Source organism: Candidatus Rhodoblastus alkanivorans (assembly GCF_022760755.1).
Classification (GTDB): domain Bacteria; phylum Pseudomonadota; class Alphaproteobacteria; order Rhizobiales; family Beijerinckiaceae; genus Rhodoblastus; species Rhodoblastus alkanivorans.
Map to the genome: position 1 here is coordinate 1,709,867 of NZ_JAIVFP010000001.1, position 22,070 is coordinate 1,731,936.

Here is a 22,070-nt window from a genome sequence, read left to right on the forward strand (position 1 = left end):
GCTTATCGCAAACGCTCCACCGCGATGCGCTGCCGGCGTTCACGCGCGGGCCGCCTTCGCCGGATCGCTCAAGTTCTGGCCGGATTTTCTCGAAACCCTTCCGTTCCGACGGGCATACAAATCCGCCCGCCGCGGGCGTCAAAAAGCCCGGTCGAGGACGCCGCCGCGCGGAGACGATGGGAATTTTGCATGACCTCCCCAGGACATGACTCGAAGCAGCCAGCGCGCCGCTTTCGACAGACTGCACATTAAGCCGACCAAGATGCAAATTGATACTGCTCTTTAGTGCCATTGACCCTTTGCAGCGCGGGCGCGCGGGGCGGAATATTTGCATTGCAAATAAAATGCTGCATCGCAAAAGAAATGAGCTTAATTTAAGAGCGCGTTCCTACTTTGGCGCCCTAGACGGCAGCGCCAGGCGCCTTATCTTTGGCAAGCGATGTTTGTGTCGACAAGCAGACTGCGACCAAACGCAGCCGATCAGGTGATGCGCTGGACGCGAAATATTCCAACGGAGGAAATGATGACGGAAGCGACTTGGACCGCCCCCGAAGCCTGCGAAGTGTGCGTGGGTATGGAAGTCACCAGCTATATGTCCGCCGAAATCTGATCGCCTGATTCACTGACGCGATTTTCGCCTCATCGGACGCTCGCGCGGCCGGTGGGGTTCTTGCGTTTGTGCGCTGGCATGTGTTTGTGCCCTGGTTTTTCGTCAGGCGCCGTCGCCTGACGAAAAACTTACGATTTCCTCGCGGCGGTCTGACCGCGGCGCGGAAAAAGCGCGTAAGGTAGAGTTCGGTTCCGCGCTTTGTCGGACGGGTTGGTCGGACGGGTTGGTCGGACGGGTTGGTCGGACGGGTTGGTCGGACGGGTTGGTCGGACGGGTTGGTCGGACGGGTTGGTCGGACGGGTTGGTCGGACGGGTTGGTCGGACGGGTTGGTCGGACGGGTTGGTCGGACGGGTTGGTCGGACGGGTTGGTCGGACGGGTTGGTCGGACGGGTTGGTCGGACGGGTTGGTCGGACGGGTTGGTCGGACGGGTTGGTCGGACGGGTTGGTCGGACGGGTTGGTCGGACGGGTTGGTCGGACGGGTTGGTCGGACGGGTTGGTCGGACGGGTTGGTCGGACGGGTTGGTCGGACGGGTTGGTCGGACGGGTTGGTCGGACGGGTTGGTCGGACGGGTTGGTCGGACGGGTTGGTCGGACGGGTTGGTCGGACGGGTTGGTCGGACGGGTTGGTCGGACGGGTTGGTCGGACGGGTTGGTCGGACGGGTTGGTCGGACGGGTTGGTCGGACGGGTTGGTCGGACGGGTTGGTCGGACGGGTTGGTCGGACGGGTTGGTCGGACGGGTTGGTCGGACGGGTTGGTCGGACGGGTTGGTCGGACGGGTTGGTCGGACGGGTTGGTCGGACGGGTTGGTCGGACGGGTTGGTCGGACGGGTTGGTCGGACGGGTTGGTCGGACGGGTTGGTCGGACGGGTTGGTCGGACGGGTTGGTCGGACGGGTTGGTCGGACGGGTTGGTCGGACGGGTTGGTCGGACGGGTTGGTCGGACGGGTTGGTCGGACGGGTTGGTCGGACGGGTTGGTCGGACGGGTTGGTCGGACGGGTTGGTCGGACGGGTTGGTCGGACGGGTTGGTCGGACGGGTTGGTCGGACGGGTTGGTCGGACGGGTTGGTCGGACGGATGGCAAGATGCAATCCAAGCCGATCGGAGCGAAGCCAGAGAGCGGTTCCGTTCCGGGCGAGCCGGAAGCGGGAGCCAAGGATTTGAAATGATGGCCGGTCGCCGGGAATGCGCGCATGCGTCTTGGGCTCGGCAGGGAATGAGGTCGTTCGCGTGCGGTTTCTTGTACTCGGATCGGGGGCGGGCGGCGGCCTCCCGCAATGGAATTGTCTTTGCGAAAACTGCCGCCTCGCTTTCGAGCGCGATGGCAGGATCGTGCAACGCTCGCAGGCCAGCGTCGCGGTCAGCGCCGATGGCGACAATTGGGTCGTCCTCTCGGCAAGCCCCGACCTGCGCCAGCAGATCATCGCCAATCCAGAGCTTCATCCGAAAGCCGCGCCGCGCCATTCGCCGATTAAGGGGGTCTTCGCGCCCAACGGCGACGTGGACAATATCGCGGGATTGCTGGTGATGCGCGAAATGCAGCCCTTCACGCTGTGGGCGACGAAAAGCGTCATGGCCAATACGCTCGGCGGCGTGTTCGGCGTGCTCAATCCCGACGTGGTCAAACGTGAAACCGTCGAGATCGAACAGGCGATCGACACCGGTTTCGGCTTCACGCTCACGCCCTTCGTGGCGCCCGGCAAAATTCCGCTCTATCTCGAATCGCGCAACGAATCCGAGATCGAACTCGGCGCCGAAAGCGACACCACGGTCGGCGTCGAAATCCGCCAGGGCGACAGGCGCTTCTATTACATGCCGTCCTGCGCGCGCATGACCGACGCCTTGCGCAAAAGGCTCGACGGCGCGGAAATCGTCTTCTTCGACGGCACGACCTTCGAGGACGACGAGATGATCCGCCTCGGCCTTCTGAACAAGACGGCGTGGCGCATGGGCCATATGGCGATGAACGGCGAAAAGGGAACCATCGCCTCGCTCGCCGATCTCGCCATCGGGCGGCGGATTTTCGTCCATATCAACAATTCCAATCCGGCGCTTCGCCACGACTCGCCGGAGCGCGCGCAGGCCGAGTCCTCGGGGTGGGAAATCGGCTTCGACGGTATGCGCATCGATCTTTCGGAGACGCGGCCGTGACAAGTGAACAATTGACCGACGATTCGCGTCCGCATCTGCTGCGCGGGGTCAAGCTCAAGAACGACCAGGTGCGCAAGAGCTGGGTGCTGCTAGCGCCGGAGCGTTATCTGCGCCTCAACGCCGTCAGCGTGGATATTTTGCAGCGTTGCGACGGAGCGGCCGCGCTCTCGTCCATTGTCGACGATCTCGCCAACAAATATGGCGCGGATCGCGCGATGATCGAACGCGACGTGCGCGGCCTGCTCGCCAACCTGCTCGAAAAGCGGATGCTCGGCCTATGACCATGACAAAGCCCCCCCTCGCGCCGCCTTCCGCCATGCTCGCGGAACTGACCTATCGCTGCCCCTTGTCCTGCCCCTATTGCTCCAATCCGCTCCATATGGCCGGGCGCGACACGGAAATGTCCACCGAGGAATGGAAGGACATTTTCACGCAAGCCGCGGCTCTCGGCGTGCTTCACGTTCACATGTCCGGCGGCGAGCCAGCGTCGCGGCGCGACCTGCGCGAACTGGTCGAACATTGCGCCAGGCTCGACCTCTACACCAATCTGATCACCTCCGGCGTCGGCCTGACCAAGGCCTCGCTCGCCGAACTCGCGGCGGGGGGCCTTGATCATGTCCAGCTTTCCATTCAGGACGCGGAAGCAAAAAGCGCAGACTGGATCGGCGGCTATGACGGCGGCTTCGCCAAAAAGCTGGAGGTCGCCGGCTGGGTGACCGAAGAGGGCCTGCCCCTCACCATCAATGCGGTGATCCACCGCGCCAATGTCGCGCGCGCCGCCGACATGGTTGATTTCGCGGTGCGGCTCGGCGCGCGGCGAATCGAGATCGCGCATACCCAATATTACGGCTGGGCGCTGCTCAACCGCTCCCATCTGATGCCGACGCGCGAGCAGAGCGAGAAGGCTTATCACGAAGTCGAGGAGCGGCGCGAGCGTTACAAGGGCCAGATCGTGATCGACCATGTCGCCCCCGATTACCATGCGACCTATCCCAAGGCCTGCATGAGCGGCTGGGGCCGGCTGAGCATGAATGTGACGCCCCAGGGCAAGGTTCTGCCCTGCCACGCGGCGGAGACGATTCCCGGCCTCGAATTCTGGAACGCGCGCGAAAAAAGTCTCGCCGACATCTGGGCGAATTCGCCGGGCTTCAACGCTTTTCGCGGTGACGACTGGATGCAGGAGCCTTGCCGCTCCTGCGAGCGCAAGACAATAGATTTCGGCGGCTGCCGCTGTCAGGCCATGGCTTTGGTCGGCGACGCCGCGGCCTGCGATCCGATTTGCGTCAAGTCGCCGCGTCATGGGCTCATCGCGGAAATCGCCGCGCGCGATTCCGCGGAGAAAATCGAAGGCTTCGTCCCGCGCCGCGTCGAGCGCGTCCGCGAAAAAAGCGGCGCCTGAAATATCGCCCGCCGCGCCGCCTTTCGGCTGCGCTGCGGCCATTCCCACCTCCTCCATTATGGGCGCCAAAGTACAATTCCCCTGACGGTGCCGCGCTCTAAGATCGGGCCAAAATCTGGAGGAAATCGTGGCGCTTACCCCCCGCACTTTCGGTCTGTCCCTCGCTGTTTGTCTTGCTCTTTTCGGCGTGGAGCGCGCTCTGGCGCATGGCGACGTGACGCCGCAGCCCGTCGACACCGCTGGCCTGCCGAGCGTCGGCCAGGAATGGCTGGAAAAGAACCCCTACCGCGGCACCAAAAATCAAGAGCTGGCGACGAAGATCGGCTCCTCCGCCTTCAACCAGAACTGCGCCCGCTGCCATGGCATCGAGGCGGAGTCGGGCGGCCTTGCGCCGGACCTGCGTTATCTCGACAAGGGCGAGGACGGCGACGCCTGGTTCATCAACCGCATCCGTCACGGCTACACCCAGAACGGCATCACCAAGATGCCGGCGTTCCAGGGCATCCTGTCGCAGGACGCCATGTGGGCGATCCGCTGCTATCTCGATTCGCGCTATCAGGGCGATTCGAACTAAATGCGCGCGACGCTCCGCGCGCTCGTTCTCTTCACGGCGGTCTGCAGCATGGCGCCGGCCCCCTCGGCGATGGCGCGTCCGCTGCAGGATGTGAAGTCCAGCGGCACGCTGCGCGTGGCCGTCTACAACGACTACAAGCCTTGGTCGTGGGAAGAGAACGGCGCGCTCAAAGGTATTGACGTCGATATCGGCGCCGCGCTCGGCAGAGCCCTCGGCGTGAAGGTCGACTTTCGCGCGCTGCGCGCCGCCGACGACGTCTACGACCCGACCGACGGCGACTTGTTGAATGGCGTGGTGCGGGGGCCGGTAACCGGCGGGGGGGCCTCGGACGTCATGCTCCATGTGCCCCACGATCCCAAGATCGCCGAGGACAACGACAAGGTCAAGCTGACCGCGCCCTATCAGACGGAGAGTCTGGCGATGGCGGTCGATCCGGCCAAGGCTGACGCTGCGAAGGATTTCTCCCTGTTCGAGCGTGAAAAGGTCGCCGTTGACCTGGGGAGCCTGGCCGACGTCATCCTGCTGTCGGCGCGCGATCACAAGCTGATCGACAATGTCGTCCATGTGCGTGGCGAGTCCGGGGCGGTGGAGGCCTACGACAAAGGCGAGGTCGTAGCCTTCTATGGGGAAGCGGCGCTGGTCGAGGCCCTCGCCCGTCGATCGACCCGGCCGGCCGTGATCATCTATCCGCGGGACAAGTTGGCGCGGGACTGGCTGGTCGGTGGCGCGGTCAAGGCCGATTCCGCCGACCTCGGCGATGCGATCGACAGGGCGATCGCCGCCATGGCCAAGTCGGGCGAACTGAAAAGGATTTTTGCGTCGTATGGCGTCGCATGGCGCCCTCCGCCGCAAGAAAATTGACCGCTCGCGGTCGTTGCGCGCGACGGTTTCGCCGCCGCGCGGGTTGGAATGGCGTCGGCTGCGCCGGCGCTCGTCTCTGGGAGGAATGAGAATGATGAAACGCACATTTCTGGCTGGCGTCTCCGCTCTGGGGATCGCCTACGCCGGCGTCGCGATGGCGGCCGGCGTCACCGACGCGGATCTGCTGAACGACGCCACCAACACCAAACAGGTGGTCACCAACGGCATGGGCCTGCAGGGGCATCGCTTCAGCCCGCTGACGCAGATCAACACCACCAATGTCAAGGATCTCGTCCCGGCCTGGTCCCTCTCCTTCGGCGGCGAAAAGCAGCGCGGCCAGGAAGCCCAGGCGCTGGTGCATGACGGCGTCGTCTATGTCACCGCCTCCTACAGCCGGCTGTTCGCGATGGACGCCAAGACCGGCGACAAGCTCTGGGAATTCGACGCCCGCCTGCCCGAGGGCATCATGCCCTGCTGCGACGTCATCAACCGCGGTGCGGCGCTTTATGGCGACAAGGTCTATTTTGGCACGCTCGACGCCCGCATCTACGCGCTGAACGCCAAGACCGGCAAGGTCGTGTGGCACAAGACGATCGATGACTTCAAGGCCGGCTATTCCTATTCCGCCGCGCCCCTGGTCATCCCGACCAAGGCGAATGGCACGCTCATCGTCACTGGCGTGTCCGGCGGCGAATTCGGCGTCGTCGGCCGCGTCGAGGCGCGCAACGCCGACACCGGCGCGCTGGTGTGGAGCCGTCCTGTTCTTGAAGGCCTGATGGGCACTTACAAGGGCAAGGACTCCACGATGACGGGCAAGAAAAACGAGACCTGGCCCGGCGACATGTACAAGACCGGCGGCGGCGCGCCCTGGATGGGCGGCACCTACGATCCGGAAACCAAGCTCATCTTCATCGGCACCGGCAACCCGGCGCCGTGGAACTCGTGGACGCGGCCCGGCGACAACCGGTGGACCTCGTCGCGTCTCGCGATCAACCCGGAAAACGGCGAGATCGTGTGGGGCTTCCAGACCACCCCGCATGATGGCTGGGACTTCGACGGCGTGAACGAATTCATTCCGTTCGACGCCAAAATGGGCGGCAAGGAGATGAAGCTCGGCGCCACCGCCGACCGCAACGGCTTCTTCTACGTTCTCGACCGCACCGACGGCAAGTTCATCCACGCCATGCCCTTCGTGAGCAAGATCACCTGGGCCAAGGGCATCGACAAGAACGGCCGCCCGATCTACAACGAGGACAGCCGTCCAGGCGATCCGAGCAAGTCGGCCGACGGCAAGAAGGGCAAGGAAGTCTTCAACGTTCCGTCCTTCCTCGGCGGCAAGAACCAGATGCCCGTCTCCTATGACGACCAGACCGGCCTGTTCTATGTGCCGTCGAACGAATGGGGCATGGACATCCACAACGAGCCGGTCGTCTACAAGAAGGGCGCGGCCTATCTCGGCGCGGGCTTCAACATCAAGCCGGTGTTCGAGGATCACATCGGCTCGCTGAAGGCGATCGACCCGATCGCGATGAAGGTGATCTGGGAATACAAGAACAAGGCTCCGTTGTGGGGCGGCGTTCTTTCCACCGCCGGCGGCCTCGTCTTCACCGGCACGCCCGAGGGCTATCTGATGGCCTTCGACGCCAAGACCGGCGCGGTGCTGTGGAAGTTCAACGTCGGCACCGGCATCGTCGCGCCGCCGATCACCTGGGACCAGGACGGCGTGCAGATGGTCGGCGTGGCCGCGGGCTGGGGCGGCGCCGTGCCGCTGTGGGGCGGCGAAGTCGCCAAGACCTTCAAGGGCATCGACCAGGGCGGCTCCTACTGGGCGTTCAAGCTGGCGTCGTCCACCGCCGCCAAATGAGGCGGTCGGCCAGGCCTCGGGTCAGACCCGGGGCTTCGCCCCCGATGATTGCAAATGGGCGGCCGTGCGATGCGCGGCCGCCTTTTTCTTTCTTAGTCTTGCGCTTCTTCCCATGTCTTGCGCGCGCCAACTCTTGCGCGCGGCGGCGGCGAGGCGCAAATTCAGCTCACGTGGCCCGCGCGATCCGTGGGCGAATCGCCGGGCGGCCAAAGCGCCGGAAAACCAGACGCCGCTCGCGAAAAATTTCGGCGGAGGAACGTCAGGATGACGCGCATATTGATCGTGGACGATCATCCCCTGTTCCGCGAGGCGCTCGAAAGCGCGGTGCGGCTGGAGCGTCCGAAATGCGAAGTGTTCGAAGCGACGACGATCGATGACGCGCTGAATGTCCTTGGGCGCGAAAAGAACATCGATCTCGGCCTGTTCGATCTCTTCCTGCCCGGCGCCACCGGCCTGTCCGGCCTGGTGCGCGTGCGCGCCGTCCATCCGCATCTGCCGATCATGGTGGTCTCGGCCCATGAAGACCCGCGCGTGGTGCGCGACCTCCTCGCGCTTGGCGTCGCGGGATTCGTTTCGAAGGCGACCTCGAAGAGCGAACTCGCCCACGCCATCAACGAAGTGCTCAACGGCTCGGTCTATCTGCCGGAGCGCTTCCGCGATCTCGACCAGCCGCAGCCGTCCGAGGTCGAACGCGGCGACATGCTGCGCCGCCTCCAGGATCTGACGCCGCAGCAATTGCGCGTGCTCGACATGATTCGCGCCGGTCTCCAGAACAAACAGATCGCTTATGAACTCGGCGTCGCCGAGACCACCGTGAAGGCCCATGTCTCGGAAATCCTGCGCAAGCTGAACGTCTATAGCCGCACCAAGGCGGCGATCGAGGTCGGCAAGATGGATTTCGCGCAATTTTCCGCCGAAAGCCATTCCGGCGGGGACAAGAGCTCGTAGAATCGAGTTGTCTCGCAAAGGGTCCCGCCGTGCGCTCCGTTTCCCGCCGCTTGTTTCTCGCCGCCTGCGCCGCGGGCCTCGCGCTGCCGTCCTCCGTCCGCGCCGCCGAAAAACTTCGCATCGCGGTTCAGGCGACCGGAACCTTCGCCTGGGAGCTGGCGATCGCCCGCGCCTATGGTCTCGACAAGGAAGCCGGGATCGATTTCGACACGACCCGGCTGGCGACGACCGAAGCCGGCAAGATCGCGCTGATCGGCGGCGGCGCCGACCTGATCCTCTCCGACTGGCTGTGGGTCGCTCGCGAGCGGGGACTCGGGACGAAGCTCGTCTTTTATCCCCATTCCACCGCGCTTGGCGCGGTGATGGCGAAAGCGCCGGCGGCGCAATGGAAGGCCTCCGATCTCGTCGGCAAGAAAATCGGCGTCGCCGGCGGCTCGTTCGACAAGAGTTGGCTGATGCTGCAGGCCTGGGCGCTCAAACAGGGCGTCAATCTCAAAAATCAGGCCGAGCCGGCCTTTGCGGCGCCGCCGCTGCTGGCGGAAAAGCTTTCGCAGGGCGAACTCGACGCCGCGCTGGAATTCTGGACTTTTGCCGCGCGATTGCAAGGGAAGGGCTTTGTGCGCGCCATCGACATGCGCGATGTCGAGCGCGATCTCGGCGCCAAGGGGCCGGTCATCGTCACCGGCTATGTCTTCTCGCAGGATTTCGGCTTCAGGAACGCCGACAGGCTCAAGCGCTTTTTCGCCATGATGATGAAGGCGAAAAAGCTCATTGCCGACAATGACGAGGCCTTCGCCAAGATCGTCCCGCTGATCGGCGTCTCCGACCCGAAAACCTTGGCGATCATGCGGCAATATTACCGCGAGGGCCTTCCGACGGCGCCGCTCGCGGAATATCAGGCCGACGCCGCCGCGATCTACAAGGTTCTGGCCGAGGTCGGCGGCCCGCGGCTCGTCGGCAAGGCGACCGAACTCGACGCGAACGTCTTTTACCGCCCGCCGGGCGAAGCCGGAAATCCATGACGCGTCTGATTTCCATTTTCCTGTTCATGGCGTTGTGGCAGATCGGCGCCCGGTTGCTCGGCCCGCATTATCTCCCGGACCCGGAGGCGGTCGCGGCCACCATGTGGGCGGAGGCGCGCAGCGGCGCGCTGGCCTTCAATCTCGGCATGACGCTCACGCGCGTCCTCGCCGGCTTTTCCCTCGCCATGATCGCCGGCTCCGCGCTTGGCGTGGCGCTGGGGCGTTCGCCCTGGCTCGACCGGCTGCTCGATCCCTGGGTCGTGATCCTGCTGAACACGCCGGCCCTGGTGGTGATCATGTTCGCCTATATCTGGGGCGGTCTGAACGAGGTTTCGGCGCTGGCGGCGATCGCGCTCAACAAATTGCCCAACGCCGTCATCACCTTGCGTGAGGGCGCGCGCGCCCTCGACCCCGCGCTCGACGAAATGGCTCAGGTTTTCGCCTTCTCGCGCTGGCGGCGCTGGCGCCATGTCGTCGCGCCGCAGCTTGCGCCCTTTTTCGCGGCGGCCGCGCGCGGAGGGCTGGCCCTGGTGTGGAAGATCGTGCTGGTGGTCGAATTGCTCGGCCGCCCCAATGGCGTCGGCTTCAAGATGAACGAGGCGTTCCAGCTGTTCGACCTCAGGCTTCTGCTCGCCTATGCCTTGCCCTTCATCGCTTTGATGATGCTGGCGGAAACATTCGTTCTGCGACCGGCGGAAAAGGCGGCGAGCTGGTGGCGTCGCCATGGCGCTTGAAATCGGCATTGCGCGAAAGGCCTATCGTCTCGCCGGCGGCGGCAATCGGTTGGTTTTCGATCAATTCGCGCTGGATGTGGCGGAGGGCGCGATCGTCGCTCTGCTCGGTCCGTCGGGCTGCGGCAAGAGCAGCTTGCTGCGCATCGTCGCCGGGCTCGACCGCGATTTTTCCGGCGCCGTCAAAGGCGCGCCGCGGCGCATCGGCATGGTGTTCCAGGAACCGCGGCTCCTGCCCTGGCGCAATGTCGCCGACAATCTCCGCCTCGCCGCGCCGGGCCTTGACGACCCGGGACTGCAGGCCTTGCTGGCGGCTTTCGAACTTGATGGGCGCGGCGCCGATTATCCGGGTCAGCTCTCGCTCGGCCTCGCGCGCCGCGCCGCGCTGGCGCGCGCCTTTGCGGTCGAGCCTGAGCTTCTGCTGCTCGATGAGCCTTTCGCCTCGCTCGACCGCGCGCTGCATCTGCGCCTGCGCGCGCTGCTCGCGCGGCGGATCGGCGCGAAAAAAATGACGGCGCTGATCGCGACGCATGACCTCGACGACGCGCTTATGCTCGCCGACGAAATCATCTTTCTCGACCGCGCGCCGACGCGCATCAAGGGCCGGCTTCCGATCGCCGCGCCGCGTGGCGCGCGTGACGAAAATCTTACAAAATTGAGGGCTTCCGCAGAGATTTATTACGTGATCGACGCGCCCGGGAGTGGTAATCCGGACAGCGCGTCATAGCGCCATCGGCCATTGAAAATGGTCGACGGCGTCCGCGCCGACCGGCGCGGCGCCGGCTGACGCCGGCGGGCAGATTGCAAAGAGCGAAATCAACAATGGGAGCGAAACCATGGGCAGCGCCGCTTTGGCCGAAAAGACCTCCGCGCCGACCGATCTTCTGACGCCGGAAGAATTCGAAGCCGCCATCCGCGCCGTGGGCGCCGAGCGTTACCACGACAAGCACATTTTCCACAAAATGCTGCACGGCGGCCAGATGAACAAGGGCCAGGTCCAGGCCTGGGCGCTCAACCGCTATTGCTATCAGGACGCCGTGCCGCGCAAGGACGCCGCGCTGATGGCCCGCACCGACGACCGCGCGCTGCGCCGCGAATGGATCCATCGCATCCATGACCATGACGGCCTTGGCGAAGAGGAAGGCGGCATCGAGCGCTGGCTGATCCTGACTGACGGCCTCGGGCTCGACCGCGCCTATGTCATCTCCAAGGAAGGCGCTCTGCCCGCGACCCGCTTCGCGGTCGAGGCCTATGTCCGCTTCGTCGCCGAACAGCCTTTGGTCGTCGCCGTCGCCTCGTCGCTCACCGAATTGTTCGCCCCGAAAATCCACCGCGAGCGCATCGCCGGCATGCTGGAGAATTACAGTTTCGTCAGTGACGACGTGATGGCCTATTTCAAGCGCCGCCTGTCGCAGGCCCCGCGCGACGCCGACTTCGCGCTCGACTACATCAAGACCCACGCCAAAACGCGCGAGGAGCAGGACGCCTGCGTGAAGGCGGTGCAGTTCAAATGCAACGTGCTGTGGGCCCAACTCGACGCGCTCTATCTCGCCTATGTCCAAGGCATGATCCCGCCGGGAGCGTTTGTGCCAGCGGCGTAACGATATCCCCTCTACAGGGTCGCCCGTCGAAAGACGGGCGTCCTTGCGGACGCCCTATGCAGCCCGTCGAAAGACTGCGTCCTATGCGGAGAGGGGGGCCATCCGGATAGATCGTTGACAGAGCGGCGGGCGCGGTCCACCGCTGATGGACACACCGCAACGTCCCGCGCTCACGTCCCGCAAAAAGTCTCCACCACCCGTTCCTCCGGGCGCGGCGGCGCCTCCAGATCGTCCTCGGGCTTTTCGGGCGGCGCGGGATCCTCGAAGGGGGTTTTGAGCGCGGCGCAGAGTCGCAGCAAGGGCGCGAGGTCGCCTTCGTTGGCGGCGTTGAGCGCCTGTTCGACGCGGTGGTTGCGGGCGATCACGATCGGATTGCTGGCGCGCATGAGGGCGAGCCGCGACGGGAAATCGTCGCCCGCCGTCAGGCCGCGCCAGTCGGCGAGGAATTTTGCCGCTTCCTCGCGCGTCTCGGCGCTGGTCTCCGCGAACAGATCGAGGAAGGCCGGCGCGTTGGAGCCGGCGGCGAACAAGGTCAGCCGGCGGAAGAACAGAGTGAAGTCCGCCTTGGAGTTTTCCAGCAGCCGCCACATTCCGGCGATGAAGTCCTCATTGGCGGCATCGCGCGGTTTGAGACCGAGCTTGCGCTCCAGCCCCTGGCCGAGCGCTGCGACATAGGCGGGCTGGAAGCCTTCGAGCGTCTCTTGCGCCCGGCGCAGCGCGACCGCGTCGTCGTCGTCGAACAGCGGCAGCAGCGCCTCGGCGAGCCGCGCGAGGTTCCATGACGCGATCGGCGCCTGGCGGTTGAAGGCATAGCGCCCGGCCGCGTCGATCGAGGAAAACACCTGCCGCCGGTTGTATGCGTCCATGAAGGCGCAGGGGCCGAAATCGATGCTCTCCCCGGCGATCGACATATTGTCGGTGTTCATGACGCCGTGGATGAAGCCGACCAGCATCCATTGCGCGACGAGCCGGGCCTGCCGCGCCACCACCGACGCATAGAAGGCGAGATAGCCGTCCTTCTGGCCGGCGAATTCGGGGAAATGGCGGGCGATGCAGTGATCGGCCAGCGCGCGGGTGAGGACGGGGCCCTGGTTGCGGCGGGCGTCCTCATTGGCAGCATATTCGAAAGTGCCGACCCGGACATGGCTGCGCGCGATCCGGGTCAGGACGGCGCCGGGGTGGGCGGTTTCGCGATAGACCGGAGCCCCGGTGGCGACCACGGCTAGCGCCCGGGTGGTCGGGATTTTCAGCCCGGCCATGGCCTCGCTGACGATATATTCGCGCAGCATGGCGGATAAAGTGGCGCGGCCGTCGCCGCGGCGGGCGAATTTGGTCGGGCCCGAGCCCTTGAGATGCACGTCATAGGTCACGCCGTCGGGCGCGACGATCTCGCCGATCATCGCGGCGCGGCCGTCGCCGAGCAGCGGATTCCACTGGCCGAACTGGTGGCCGGAATAGGCCAGCGCGATATTTTCGCGCCCCTCCGACGGCGGGCCGCCCGAAAGCAATTGCAGAAGGCCCGGAGTCGCGGCGTTCTCGGGAAGGCCGAGTTCAGCCGCCAGCCCGTCGTTGAATACGACCCATTCCGGCGCCGGCGCCGGAGAAACCGTAGCGGCGGCGAAAAATTCGGGCGGTAGGGCGCGATAGGACGTCTCGCGCAGGAAGTGGCTGGTCGCGGTCATGCTTACTCCTGACGCGTCTCAAGCAGGAAGCGCGCCAATTTGTCAGACCCTGAACTGGGACCGCGCCAGCTATTTTTCAAGCTCGGCCGGCCGCAGCGAAAATTCCGGCGCCGGGTCATGGAAATCGGTCGCGCGATAGACGTCAAGCGTGATCGCAGCCTTGCCCCCAGCCATGATTTCGACCGGGGCCAGCGGCTCGATCGTGTCGAAATGGCGCCCCAGACGCGCGCGGGCCTGTTGCAGCGTCAGATTCGGCGCCACGATCAGCGCGTCCCGGCCAATGAAGTTGCGGGGGTTGCGAATGAGTCCGAAACCGCGCGGGTCGTCCGAAAGGCACAGCACGGGCGGGTCGCCGTGGAGGGCGTAATCGAGCTTGCCGGCGTCGAGCCAGCGCGTCGCGGCGATGAAAATGTCACCCTTGCGCCAGCCGCGCGCGGAAAGCGCATGGCTGAAATCGTCCCAGCCGAGCGTTTCGATCAGAGGATCGCGCGGCCCGGCGAACCAGGGCAGGGGCAGGCGCGGCAGAGCCGCGACGGCGGCGGCGGCGATTAAGGTGAAGCCCGCCGCCGCGGCCAGCGCCCGCCGCGTGTTTGTCTGGCGCTTGGTCTGGCATGCGCCATCCGCTCGCGAAAGGCGCGCCGCGATTTCGCGGCCGAGCAGCGGAAAAATCATCAGATAGCCCGGTGCCGCCCAATGCGGCAGGACGCGATGGCTGGACCAGAATGCGACCACTGTGAAGAGAACGATCGGGAAGCTGCCCAGACAGGCGAGGAAGAACGCCCGTTCATGGGATGGCCCGCGCCATAAGGCGCGCAGGAACAGAGCCGCGAGCGGAAAGAAAATCCACGGCGCGAGAAACAGGGATTGCAGACCGATGAGGGCGAGCGGCGCGAGGAGATGGAGGCGCGGCGCGCCGGAGCGCGCGCCCTGGAAAAGAAAGGAAACCCAATGGTGCTGGGCGTTCCAGATCAGGACCGGCGAAAAAACGGCCAGCGCGACGAGCCCCGCGAGCCACGGCCAGGGCGTCGCCAGCCAGAAACGCTGGCGTGTGCTCATGAGGACGAAAAGGCCGGCGCCGCCGAACAGCAGTACGCCGTGATATTTCGAGAGCATGGCGAGGCCGGCGAAAAGGCCCGCGAGCAGCCAATAGCGCGGGGAGTGGGCGCGGTCGTCGTCGAAAAAAACCCGCGAGAGGTAAAACGCGCAGGCGAGCATGGCGGGGAGCAGAGGCGCGTCGGGGAGAATCCAGACCGCGTCCGCAAGGCCGAGCGCGGGCGAAAGCGCGAGCGCGAAGACCGCGTAAAAGCCGGCCTCGGCGGAAAAGAGCCGGCGCGTCAGTACGAACAGCAGCCAGCTTGTGACGCCCGACAGCAGCACAAAGGGCGCGCGCAAGGCCAAAGGGCTTTCGCCGAGCAGTTTGCCTGTAAAATGTGCGATCCACCAGGCGAGAGGCGGGTGGTCGTAGGTGCTTAAAGTCAGGACGCGGCTGGTGGCGACGGTGTAGGATTCGTCCACGCCGAGCCCGGTCGTGGCGGCGAAAACAAATCTTAACGCAACGACAGCCAGAATGAGGAGCAGCGTCCTGCGTTCCGCAGTCAAGCGCGCGGCGGAAACAAGATTTGTTCGATCGGACAGGGTGTGGTCCATGCAGGCGCCCAAATCTCCTAACCCTGATTCCAAGCCGGCTCACGCGCCCGACCAGGATCGCGAGCGACTGATGGCGGCGGCGAAAAGGCTGGCTGTACTGAGCGAGGCTTTCCAGCTAACAGATTTGCCGCACGAAAGGAAATCCCCGGTCTTGGCCGTCGAACTCACGCTCGTCATTCCGACCTTCAACGAAAGCGGCAATCTTCGCGAACTGGTGCGGCGCGTGGATGCGGCCCTCGTTGGCGTCGATTGGGAGATGATCGTCGTGGACGACGACAGCCCCGACGGCACCGCGTCGCTCGCCAAGCAGATCGCCCGCGAGGACCCGCGCGTGCGCTGCCTGCGCCGGGTCAACCGCCGGGGCCTTGCCGGCGCCTGTATCGAGGGCATTCTCGCCTCCAGCGCGCCTTTGGTCGCGGTTATGGACGCCGATCTGCAGCATGACGAGCGCATTCTGCCGACCATGCTGGAGAAAATCCATGCCGGGGCCGATCTGGTGGTCGGCAGCCGCCATGTCGCGGGCGGATCCGCCGATGCCGGCTTTTCGCCGCACCGCGCCGCGATCAGCCGCCTCGCGATCCGTCTCGCCAAAGACGCCTTGCGCGCTGATTTTTCCGACGTCATGAGCGGTTTTTTCATGCTGCGGCGGCAGATCGTCGAGGATTGCGCGCCCGAACTTGCGCCCACCGGCTTCAAGATTCTCGCGGATATCGTCGCCTCGGCTAAACAGGACCTGAAGATCGAGGAGGTCGGCTATATGTTTCGCGAACGCCTGGCGGGTGAATCCAAATTCGACGTCAAGGTCGGTCTCGACTTCCTCGGGCTGATGTTGAACAAGGTCAGCGGCGGGCGCATTCCCGTGCGCTTCATTTTTTTCGCGCTCGTCGGCCTGAGCGGCGTTGCGATCCACCTCTCCACCGTCAATCTGGCCATGGCCGCGCTCCCCGTGACCTTCACGGTCGCCCAGAGCATCGCCGTGATCGTGGCGATGAGCAGCAATTTCTTCATCAACAATTCGATCACCTATCGCGATTCGAAGCTGAAGGGCTTTTGGCCGATGCTGCGCGGCCTGCTCTATTTCTACACGGTCTGCGGCGTTGGCGCGGTCGCCAATGTCGGCGTCGCCGCCTGGCTCTATCGCCTCTATCCCGAGGTCTCGCTCTCGGCGCTCGCCGGCGTGGTCATGGGCTCGGTCTGGAACTACACCCTCAGCTCGCTGTTCGTGTGGCGCAAGGACTGAAGCCGCGGGGAGCCCTATCCGGAAAAACCGATCAATAAATCTTGTTTTTCTTATTGGATGTTTTGCGGCGCCGCGTGTCATAGATTCGGCGCTGCTCACGCCCCAATGCGCGGCCAGCGGGGCGGCCTTTCGGGCCAGGCCCAGTCAATAGCTGAAATTTTGAGGCGTTACGATGTCGAAGAAATCTGCTGCGATCAACATCGGCATTCCGGAGGGAAAGCGCGAGAAGATCGCCGAGGGTCTGTCGCATCTGCTGGCGGATTCCTACACGCTCTATCTCATGACGCATAATTTCCACTGGAACGTCACCGGTCCGATGTTCAACACACTCCATCTGATGTTCATGGGGCAATATACGGAGCAATGGAACGCGCTCGACCTGATCGCGGAGCGCATTCGCGCGCTCGGTTTCCCGGCGCCTGGAACCTACAAGGAATTCGTCAAGCTCGCGTCGGTTAAGGAAGTCGAGGGCGTTCCCAAGGCGCTCGACATGATCCGCCATCTGGTCGCGGCGCAGGAGGCGACCGCCCGCACGGCGCGCGACCTGTTCCCGCTGGTGGACGAGGCCAACGATCAGCCGACGGCGGATCTGCTGACCCAGCGCCTCGACGTTCATGAAAAGACGGCCTGGATGCTGCGGAGCCTGCTGGAGGACTGAACTGTTTTGGCGCGGGGGGCCTCGCTCCCCGCGCCCGCCTATTCGGCATGGTGCTTGCGACGGATGCGCCAGACCGTCCAGCCGACAAAGGCGACAATGAAGGGGATGAGGATCGCCGTATCCCTGTCCGGCTCGACATGTGCGCCGGCCTCCCTGGCCCCTTCCAGAAGATGGTGGAAGACGCTGGCGATGTAATAAGTGATGGCGGCGATCGACAGCCCTTCCACCGTCTGCTGCAAACGAAGTTGCAATTTCACCCGCTCGCCCATCTGGCGCAGCAGGTCGCCGTTCTGCGCCTCGACCTCGGTGTCGACTCGCGTGCGCAGGAGCTGCGCGGCCCGCGCCAGCTTGCGTGACAGGTCGGCCTGGCGCGCCTCGGTGTTGCGGCATGTGCGCATGGCGGGCTGCAGGCGGCGGGTCAGGAAGCCGGACCAACTGGGATAATCGGGCAGGGGCGTCTCGTTGATCGCCTCCAGACGAGAGTTTACGAGATCGTCATAGGCGCGGGTGGCGCCGAAACGATAGAGGCTTGCCGCCGCGCCCACCTCCAGTTCCGATGCAAGGCTCGTCAACGCGTCGAGCAAGTGACGGTTCTGCTCGACGCCGGTCGCTTGCGTCATGGCGTCGAGCAGTCGCGGCAGTTCCTGCTCGATGCGGCGGATCGAGGGCGCCAGGTTTTGCGCCTCCGGCAGCCCCATCAGCGCCAGGGTGCGATAGGTTTCGACTTCGAGCGCCCGCTGGGCCAGACGGCCGGCCGCCATCGGCGGCATGGAGCGGTTGGCGATGAAAATGCGGACAAAGCCGAAAGTATCGGGCGCGAAATCGGTGGCGATCAGGGCGCGGCCGGCGTTCGCCTCGGCGATCGCCGCCTGGAGCGGCCCGAAGACCGCGCCGAGCGACGCCGGGTCGCGGTCGCCGTGAAGCATGTGGAGGTCCGCCGCCACCAGCAGCGGCCCCGGCTGCGGCAGCATGCGGATTTTCTGCATCAGCGCGGCGGGCGTGGGCGAAAACGGCTCGTCTGCCTCGACGCCAGCGAATTCCCAGCCATGGGTGATGAATTCGCCGTGCCGCTCCCACATCAAGGTCGCGCCCTGCAATTCGACGCGGAACTGCCGGGTTTGCGGGTCCGGGCCGGTCAGGCCGCGTTCGACGCATAATTCGGTCAAGGCGAGGCGGTCCGCTTCGGCGCGGGTGGAGTCGGTCAGGAAGGCGAAATGCAGGATGCGCGCGGGCGCCTCCAGCGGGCGGGTCGGGCGAGCATGCAACTCGCCAAGGATGCGCGCGCGAAGGGGGTGTTGTTCGAAAGCCGAAGCGCCCAAGCCTGAGTCCGTCATCGGTCCCCCGCGAGAATCACGCCGGTCTCCGCCGGCAGGTCCGAGCTGTTTGCGCCGCTCGTTTGTCGCGCGCAAGGAATTCGCGAGTTACGGCTGAATTTCAAGGGGAAAATATGGCCCGTGGATTGTCAAGGACGCGACGCGGGTAAAGTGTTAGGTTCCGGCGTCGCGGCCGCTTTCCTTGAGGCCGCGGGCAAAGCCGGAGTTGGCTCGCAATGCAGGAACTTACGTCCGAAGGTCGCCAGACCCTTCAAAATCTCGCCAATGCGCATGGAGTGAGTTTCGACGCCGCGCTGGTTCTCATGCAGGCGCTGGTCGCCGGCAACGGGACCCAGGCCCAGTTCAGCCATCCCGATCTCGGCGGCATGGGGCAATGGTCCCGGGGCGGCATGATCATGATCGGCGACATGTTCAACAATTCGTTGAAATATAAGGTCAGCCAGCTGTGCGACGAATTGTCCGGGCTGTTGCGCCATCAGTCGTTCTTCGCTCCGGCGCCGAGCCAATCCCAGATGCAGTCGCAGGGCGGCGGCGCGGGGGTGAGCTTTTTCGTTCAAGGGTCGTCCGGTTCGTGGTGGCCGGCGGAACTGGGTTCCCCATCGTCCAGCGGCGCCCAGAACGACCTACGCTACGCCTATTTTCCGGGAACGCGGCGCCTTGCGATCCAGCAGGGCGGCGTGACGCGGATCTATGACACCGGAGATCATATGATCGGCGGCGTCTCGCAGCAGCAGAGCGGCGACCAGTCGCTGACTTTCACCAGTCAATATGGCCCGGTTCGCGTCGCCGACCTGCCGCTCGTTTCGCCGGCGCCGCAGCCTGCGCCCGCGCCGCAAGCGCCTGCCGCGCCCGCGCCTGAACCGGAGCCTGCGGCCTTCGCGCCGTCTCCGGTCCCGCCCGCCCCGGCGCCAGCTGCGCCGAGCACGGCGAGCGATCAGGATATTTTCGCGACCATCGAAAAGCTCGCCGGCCTGCGCGACAAGGGCATTCTCTCGGAAGAGGAATTCGCCAAGAAAAAGGCCGAGCTGCTGTCGCGGCTCTAAAACTGCGCGAGCGGTTGGCGCACGCCAGAGCGACCGCAAAACTGCGCGAGCGGTTGGCGCACGCCAGAGCGACCGCAAAACTGCGCGAGCGGATGGCGCACGCCAGAGCGACCGTCCTTCATCTGCGAGCCTTGAAAAAATCGCGCAAGAGGTCGGCGGCTTCGCTGGCGCGGATGCCGCCGTAGATTTCCGGGCGATGGTGGCAGGTTTTCTGCGAGAAAAAGCGCGGCCCGTTGTCCACGGCGCCGCCTTTTTCGTCTTCCGCCGCGAAATAAAGCCGGCGGATGCGCGCGAAGGAAATCGCGCCCGCGCACATGGCGCAGGGCTCAAGCGTCACATAGAGGTCGCAGCCGGTCAGGCGCTCGTCGCGCGATTTGCGCGCGGCCTCGCGGATCGCCAGCACTTCGGCGTGCGCTGTCGGATCGTGGTCTTCAATGGTGCGGTTGCCGGCGGAAGCAACGATTTCGCCGTCCTTCACCACGCAGGCGCCGATGGGCGCCTCGCCCCGCGCGGCCGCCGCCCGCGCCTCGGCGAAGGCGCGCGCCCAAGGCTCGATTATTCCCGACGAATCCCCCAAACTTTCGCCTCTTCCAGCCACCCGTTGGCTTCACGGTAAAAACATTCGCAAAGTTCTGCGCCTCTGCTATCAGACCGGCATGAAAAACGACACTCCCAAAAAGGGCGGTCCCGCCCGCAAGCCTGCTGCGAAAAAGCCCGCGCCCGCCGCCCGCGATTTCGAGGGCGAGCGCATCGCCAAGGTCATGGCGCGCGCCGGCCTGTGCTCGCGCCGTGACGCGGAAAGCTGGATCGAGCAGGGCCGCGTCGCCGTCAATGGCAAGACTCTGACCACGGCGGCGAAAAACATCACGGACAAGGACAAGGTGACGGTGGACGGCAAGCCGCTGTCGACGCGCGAGCGCACGCGGCTGTTCCTGTTCCACAAGCCGCGCGGGCTGGTGACGACCGACCGCGATCCGGAAGGCCGCGCCACCGTGTTCGATTATATCGCGGAAAAAAATCCGCATCTGCCGCGCCTCATGTCGGTCGGGCGGCTCGACATCAACACCGAGGGCCTACTGCTGTTGACCAATGACGGCGGTCTCGCCCGGGTGCTGGAATTGCCCTCGACCGGCTGGCTGCGCCGCTACCGGGCGCGGGCTAATGGCGACACCGATCAGGCGCGGCTCGACACTCTGGCCAAGGGCGTAACCATCGACGGGATCGATTATGCCGGGGTCGAGGCGCGCCTCGACCGGGTGCAGGGCGCCAATGTCTGGATCACGCTCGGCTTGCGCGAGGGCAAGAACCGCGAGGTCAAGCGCCTGCTCGAACATCTCGGCCTTGCGACCAACCGCCTGATCCGGCTTTCCTACGGGCCTTTCCAGCTCGGCGAAATGGCTGAGGGCGTGGTGGAGGAGGTGCGCACCCGCGTGCTTGCCGAACAGCTCGGCGGGAGTCTTGCCGAACAGGCGGGGGTCGATTTCGACGGGCCGGTCGTCGATCGCACGCCGGAGCCTGAGCGTGCGGATCCGCGCGAGCGGACCGGGCCGCGTCCCAAGCGCCCGCGGCAGGAAAGCGTGCGCCCGCGGCAAGAAAGCGAGCGCCCGCGGCAAGCTGGCGAGCGCCCGCGGCCGGACAGAGAGCGCCCGCGGCAGGACAGAGAGCGTCCGCTTTCCGAGAGGGCCACGAAAAAAGCCCAACCGGGCACGGAAAAACCTCGCGCGAGAAAACACGTCTCGGCTTTGCGCAGCGACCGCGCGGAAGCGGAGAAAGGTCAGCGCCGCCGCATCGAAAGCGCCGCCACCGAGGACCGCAAGGGCCGCAAGGTGGTGGTCGAGCGCGTGAGCGCCGTGGCGAGACGCGGGGAAGCCGGCGCGGAGGAAGCGGCCGACACCCGCAACGCCCGGCGGTTCAAGGCCGAGCGCGAAAAGACCGAGGGCCGCGCCGACAAAGGGGCTCGGACCGGCAAGACCGCCCGCGGCAAGCACAAGCCGTCCGGCGAGACCGGCGCCGCGAAATTCTTCCGCCGCGACGCCGCCCCCAAGGGGGGGGCGCCGAGAAAACCGCGCGGCAAATAGGATGCGCATCGTCGGCGGGCGGCTGAAGGGACGGGCGCTGCAAGGTCCGAGGGGCGAGGGCCTGCGCCCGACCTCGGATCGGCTGCGCGAAACCCTCTTCAACATTCTCGCCCATTCCTATGGCGATCTGGTCGCCAACGCGCGGGTGATCGACCTTTTCGCAGGCACCGGCGCCTTCGGGCTGGAGGCGCTTTCGCGCGGCGCGGAGTTCTGCCTTTTCGTGGACGACGGCGCCCAGGCGCGCGCCCTGATCCGCCAGAATGTCGAGGCTTTGGGCCTCGGCGGCGTCACCCGCATTTTTCGGCGCGACGCCCGCAAGCTGGGCGACAAGCCGCCGGGGGCGCCCTATACGCTCGCCTTTCTCGATCCGCCCTATAATCGCGGTCTGGCCGAGCCGGCGCTGACCTCGCTGTCGCGCGGCGGCTGGCTCGCGCCGGAGGCTTTGGTCATCGTCGAGGAGGCGGCTGCGGCCATGTTCGAGCCAGCGCCGGGCTTCGACATGCTTGAGCGGCGCGATTACGGCGAGACCGAAGTGATTTTTTTGCGCCCTGCGGCAAGTTGACAGGGTTGACCGGCCTGACAGCCTGGCCTATGAGATACAGACAATCTGGGAACATCCCCCCA

At 65.3% G+C, this 22,070-nt stretch carries 21 protein-coding genes; 17 read left to right on the plus strand and 4 right to left on the minus strand.

Translation table 11 applies throughout. The features are described 5' to 3' along the window. Positions 1–523: 523 nt before the first annotated feature. From pqqA to pqqC, 12 genes are all read left to right on the plus strand, one after another. The gene (pqqA, locus tag K2U94_RS20740; RefSeq protein ID WP_425332546.1) at positions 524–610 is read left to right on the plus strand and encodes a pyrroloquinoline quinone precursor peptide PqqA; all 87 of its coding nucleotides are present in this window, start codon (positions 524–526) and stop codon (positions 608–610) included. A 1,233-nt stretch (positions 611–1,843) separates the two neighbouring features. Then, positions 1,844–2,764 carry a pyrroloquinoline quinone biosynthesis protein PqqB gene (gene pqqB, locus K2U94_RS07905; protein ID WP_243066690.1) on the plus strand — a complete coding sequence of 307 codons (921 nt, stop codon included), beginning with the start codon at positions 1,844–1,846 and terminating at the stop codon, positions 2,762–2,764. After that, positions 2,761–3,045, plus strand: coding sequence for a pyrroloquinoline quinone biosynthesis peptide chaperone PqqD (pqqD, locus tag K2U94_RS07910; protein ID WP_243066691.1), 285 nt, complete (start codon positions 2,761–2,763; stop codon positions 3,043–3,045). Before pqqB ends, pqqD begins: the two co-directional genes overlap by 4 nt. Positions 3,046–3,047: 2 nt before the next feature. After that, positions 3,048–4,163, plus strand: coding sequence for a pyrroloquinoline quinone biosynthesis protein PqqE (pqqE, locus tag K2U94_RS07915; RefSeq protein WP_243066692.1), 1,116 nt, complete (start codon positions 3,048–3,050; stop codon positions 4,161–4,163). Positions 4,164–4,290: 127 nt separating this feature from the next. Further along, complete coding sequence (gene pedF, locus K2U94_RS07920; protein WP_243066693.1) at positions 4,291–4,737, plus strand: cytochrome c-550 PedF; 447 nt, start codon at positions 4,291–4,293, stop codon at positions 4,735–4,737. Further along, on the plus strand, positions 4,738–5,598 hold the full coding sequence (locus tag K2U94_RS07925; protein ID WP_243066694.1) for a substrate-binding periplasmic protein: 861 nt from the start codon (positions 4,738–4,740) through the stop codon (positions 5,596–5,598). A gap of 85 nt (positions 5,599–5,683) precedes the next feature. Next, positions 5,684–7,462 (plus strand): PQQ-dependent methanol/ethanol family dehydrogenase, encoded by a 1,779-nt coding sequence (locus tag K2U94_RS07930; protein WP_243066695.1) that lies wholly within the window; start codon positions 5,684–5,686, stop codon positions 7,460–7,462. 264 nt (positions 7,463–7,726) lie between these two features. Further along, complete coding sequence (locus tag K2U94_RS07935) at positions 7,727–8,410, plus strand: response regulator transcription factor (RefSeq protein ID WP_243066696.1); 684 nt, start codon at positions 7,727–7,729, stop codon at positions 8,408–8,410. Positions 8,411–8,439: 29 nt separating this feature from the next. Next, a complete protein-coding gene (locus K2U94_RS07940; protein WP_243066697.1) occupies positions 8,440–9,432 on the plus strand; it encodes an ABC transporter substrate-binding protein in 993 nt (330 codons plus the stop codon). Beyond that, complete coding sequence (locus K2U94_RS07945) at positions 9,429–10,166, plus strand: ABC transporter permease (protein ID WP_243066698.1); 738 nt, start codon at positions 9,429–9,431, stop codon at positions 10,164–10,166. The genes K2U94_RS07940 and K2U94_RS07945 overlap by 4 nt, the downstream gene beginning before the upstream one ends. Further along, positions 10,156–10,890, plus strand: a complete 735-nt coding sequence (locus K2U94_RS07950) for an ATP-binding cassette domain-containing protein (protein WP_243066699.1) — start codon at positions 10,156–10,158, stop codon at positions 10,888–10,890. The genes K2U94_RS07945 and K2U94_RS07950 overlap by 11 nt, the downstream gene beginning before the upstream one ends. 109 nt (positions 10,891–10,999) lie before the next feature. After that, positions 11,000–11,764, plus strand: a complete 765-nt coding sequence (gene pqqC / locus K2U94_RS07955) for a pyrroloquinoline-quinone synthase PqqC (protein ID WP_243066700.1) — start codon at positions 11,000–11,002, stop codon at positions 11,762–11,764. 170 nt (positions 11,765–11,934) lie between these two features. Here the strand turns inward: pqqC and K2U94_RS07960 are convergent, their stop codons facing one another. Both K2U94_RS07960 and K2U94_RS07965 read right to left on the minus strand, forming a co-directional pair. Further along, on the minus strand, positions 11,935–13,446 hold the full coding sequence (locus K2U94_RS07960; RefSeq protein ID WP_243066701.1) for a protein adenylyltransferase SelO: 1,512 nt from the start codon (positions 13,444–13,446) through the stop codon (positions 11,935–11,937). A 69-nt stretch (positions 13,447–13,515) separates the two neighbouring features. After that, complete coding sequence (locus K2U94_RS07965; RefSeq protein WP_243066702.1) at positions 13,516–15,093, minus strand: glycosyltransferase family 39 protein; 1,578 nt, start codon at positions 15,091–15,093, stop codon at positions 13,516–13,518. On the opposite strand from K2U94_RS07965, the gene K2U94_RS07970 reads away from it, so the two are divergent. Beyond that, positions 15,092–16,333, plus strand: a complete 1,242-nt coding sequence (locus K2U94_RS07970; protein WP_243066703.1) for a glycosyltransferase — start codon at positions 15,092–15,094, stop codon at positions 16,331–16,333. The two genes, K2U94_RS07965 and K2U94_RS07970, sit on opposite strands and share 2 nt — an antisense overlap. A 172-nt stretch (positions 16,334–16,505) precedes the next feature. Further along, complete coding sequence (locus K2U94_RS07975) at positions 16,506–16,991, plus strand: Dps family protein (RefSeq protein WP_243066704.1); 486 nt, start codon at positions 16,506–16,508, stop codon at positions 16,989–16,991. 38 nt (positions 16,992–17,029) lie between these two features. On the opposite strand, the gene K2U94_RS07980 is transcribed toward K2U94_RS07975, so the two are convergent. Then, positions 17,030–18,325 (minus strand): DUF3422 family protein, encoded by a 1,296-nt coding sequence (locus tag K2U94_RS07980; protein ID WP_243066705.1) that lies wholly within the window; start codon positions 18,323–18,325, stop codon positions 17,030–17,032. A gap of 215 nt (positions 18,326–18,540) precedes the next feature. Between K2U94_RS07980 and K2U94_RS07985 the strand changes: the two genes are divergently transcribed. Then, a complete protein-coding gene (locus K2U94_RS07985; protein ID WP_243066706.1) occupies positions 18,541–19,368 on the plus strand; it encodes an SHOCT domain-containing protein in 828 nt (275 codons plus the stop codon). A gap of 118 nt (positions 19,369–19,486) precedes the next feature. Here K2U94_RS07985 and K2U94_RS07990 read toward each other — a convergent pair whose 3' ends face one another. Continuing rightward, positions 19,487–19,945 carry a nucleoside deaminase gene (locus tag K2U94_RS07990; RefSeq protein ID WP_243066707.1) on the minus strand — a complete coding sequence of 153 codons (459 nt, stop codon included), beginning with the start codon at positions 19,943–19,945 and terminating at the stop codon, positions 19,487–19,489. A 79-nt stretch (positions 19,946–20,024) separates the two neighbouring features. On the opposite strand from K2U94_RS07990, the gene K2U94_RS07995 reads away from it, so the two are divergent. After that, positions 20,025–21,446, plus strand: coding sequence for a pseudouridine synthase (locus K2U94_RS07995; RefSeq protein WP_243066708.1), 1,422 nt, complete (start codon positions 20,025–20,027; stop codon positions 21,444–21,446). A gap of 1 nt (position 21,447) precedes the next feature. After that, positions 21,448–22,008 (plus strand): 16S rRNA (guanine(966)-N(2))-methyltransferase RsmD, encoded by a 561-nt coding sequence (rsmD, locus tag K2U94_RS08000; protein WP_243066709.1) that lies wholly within the window; start codon positions 21,448–21,450, stop codon positions 22,006–22,008. Positions 22,009–22,070: the final 62 nt, after the last annotated feature.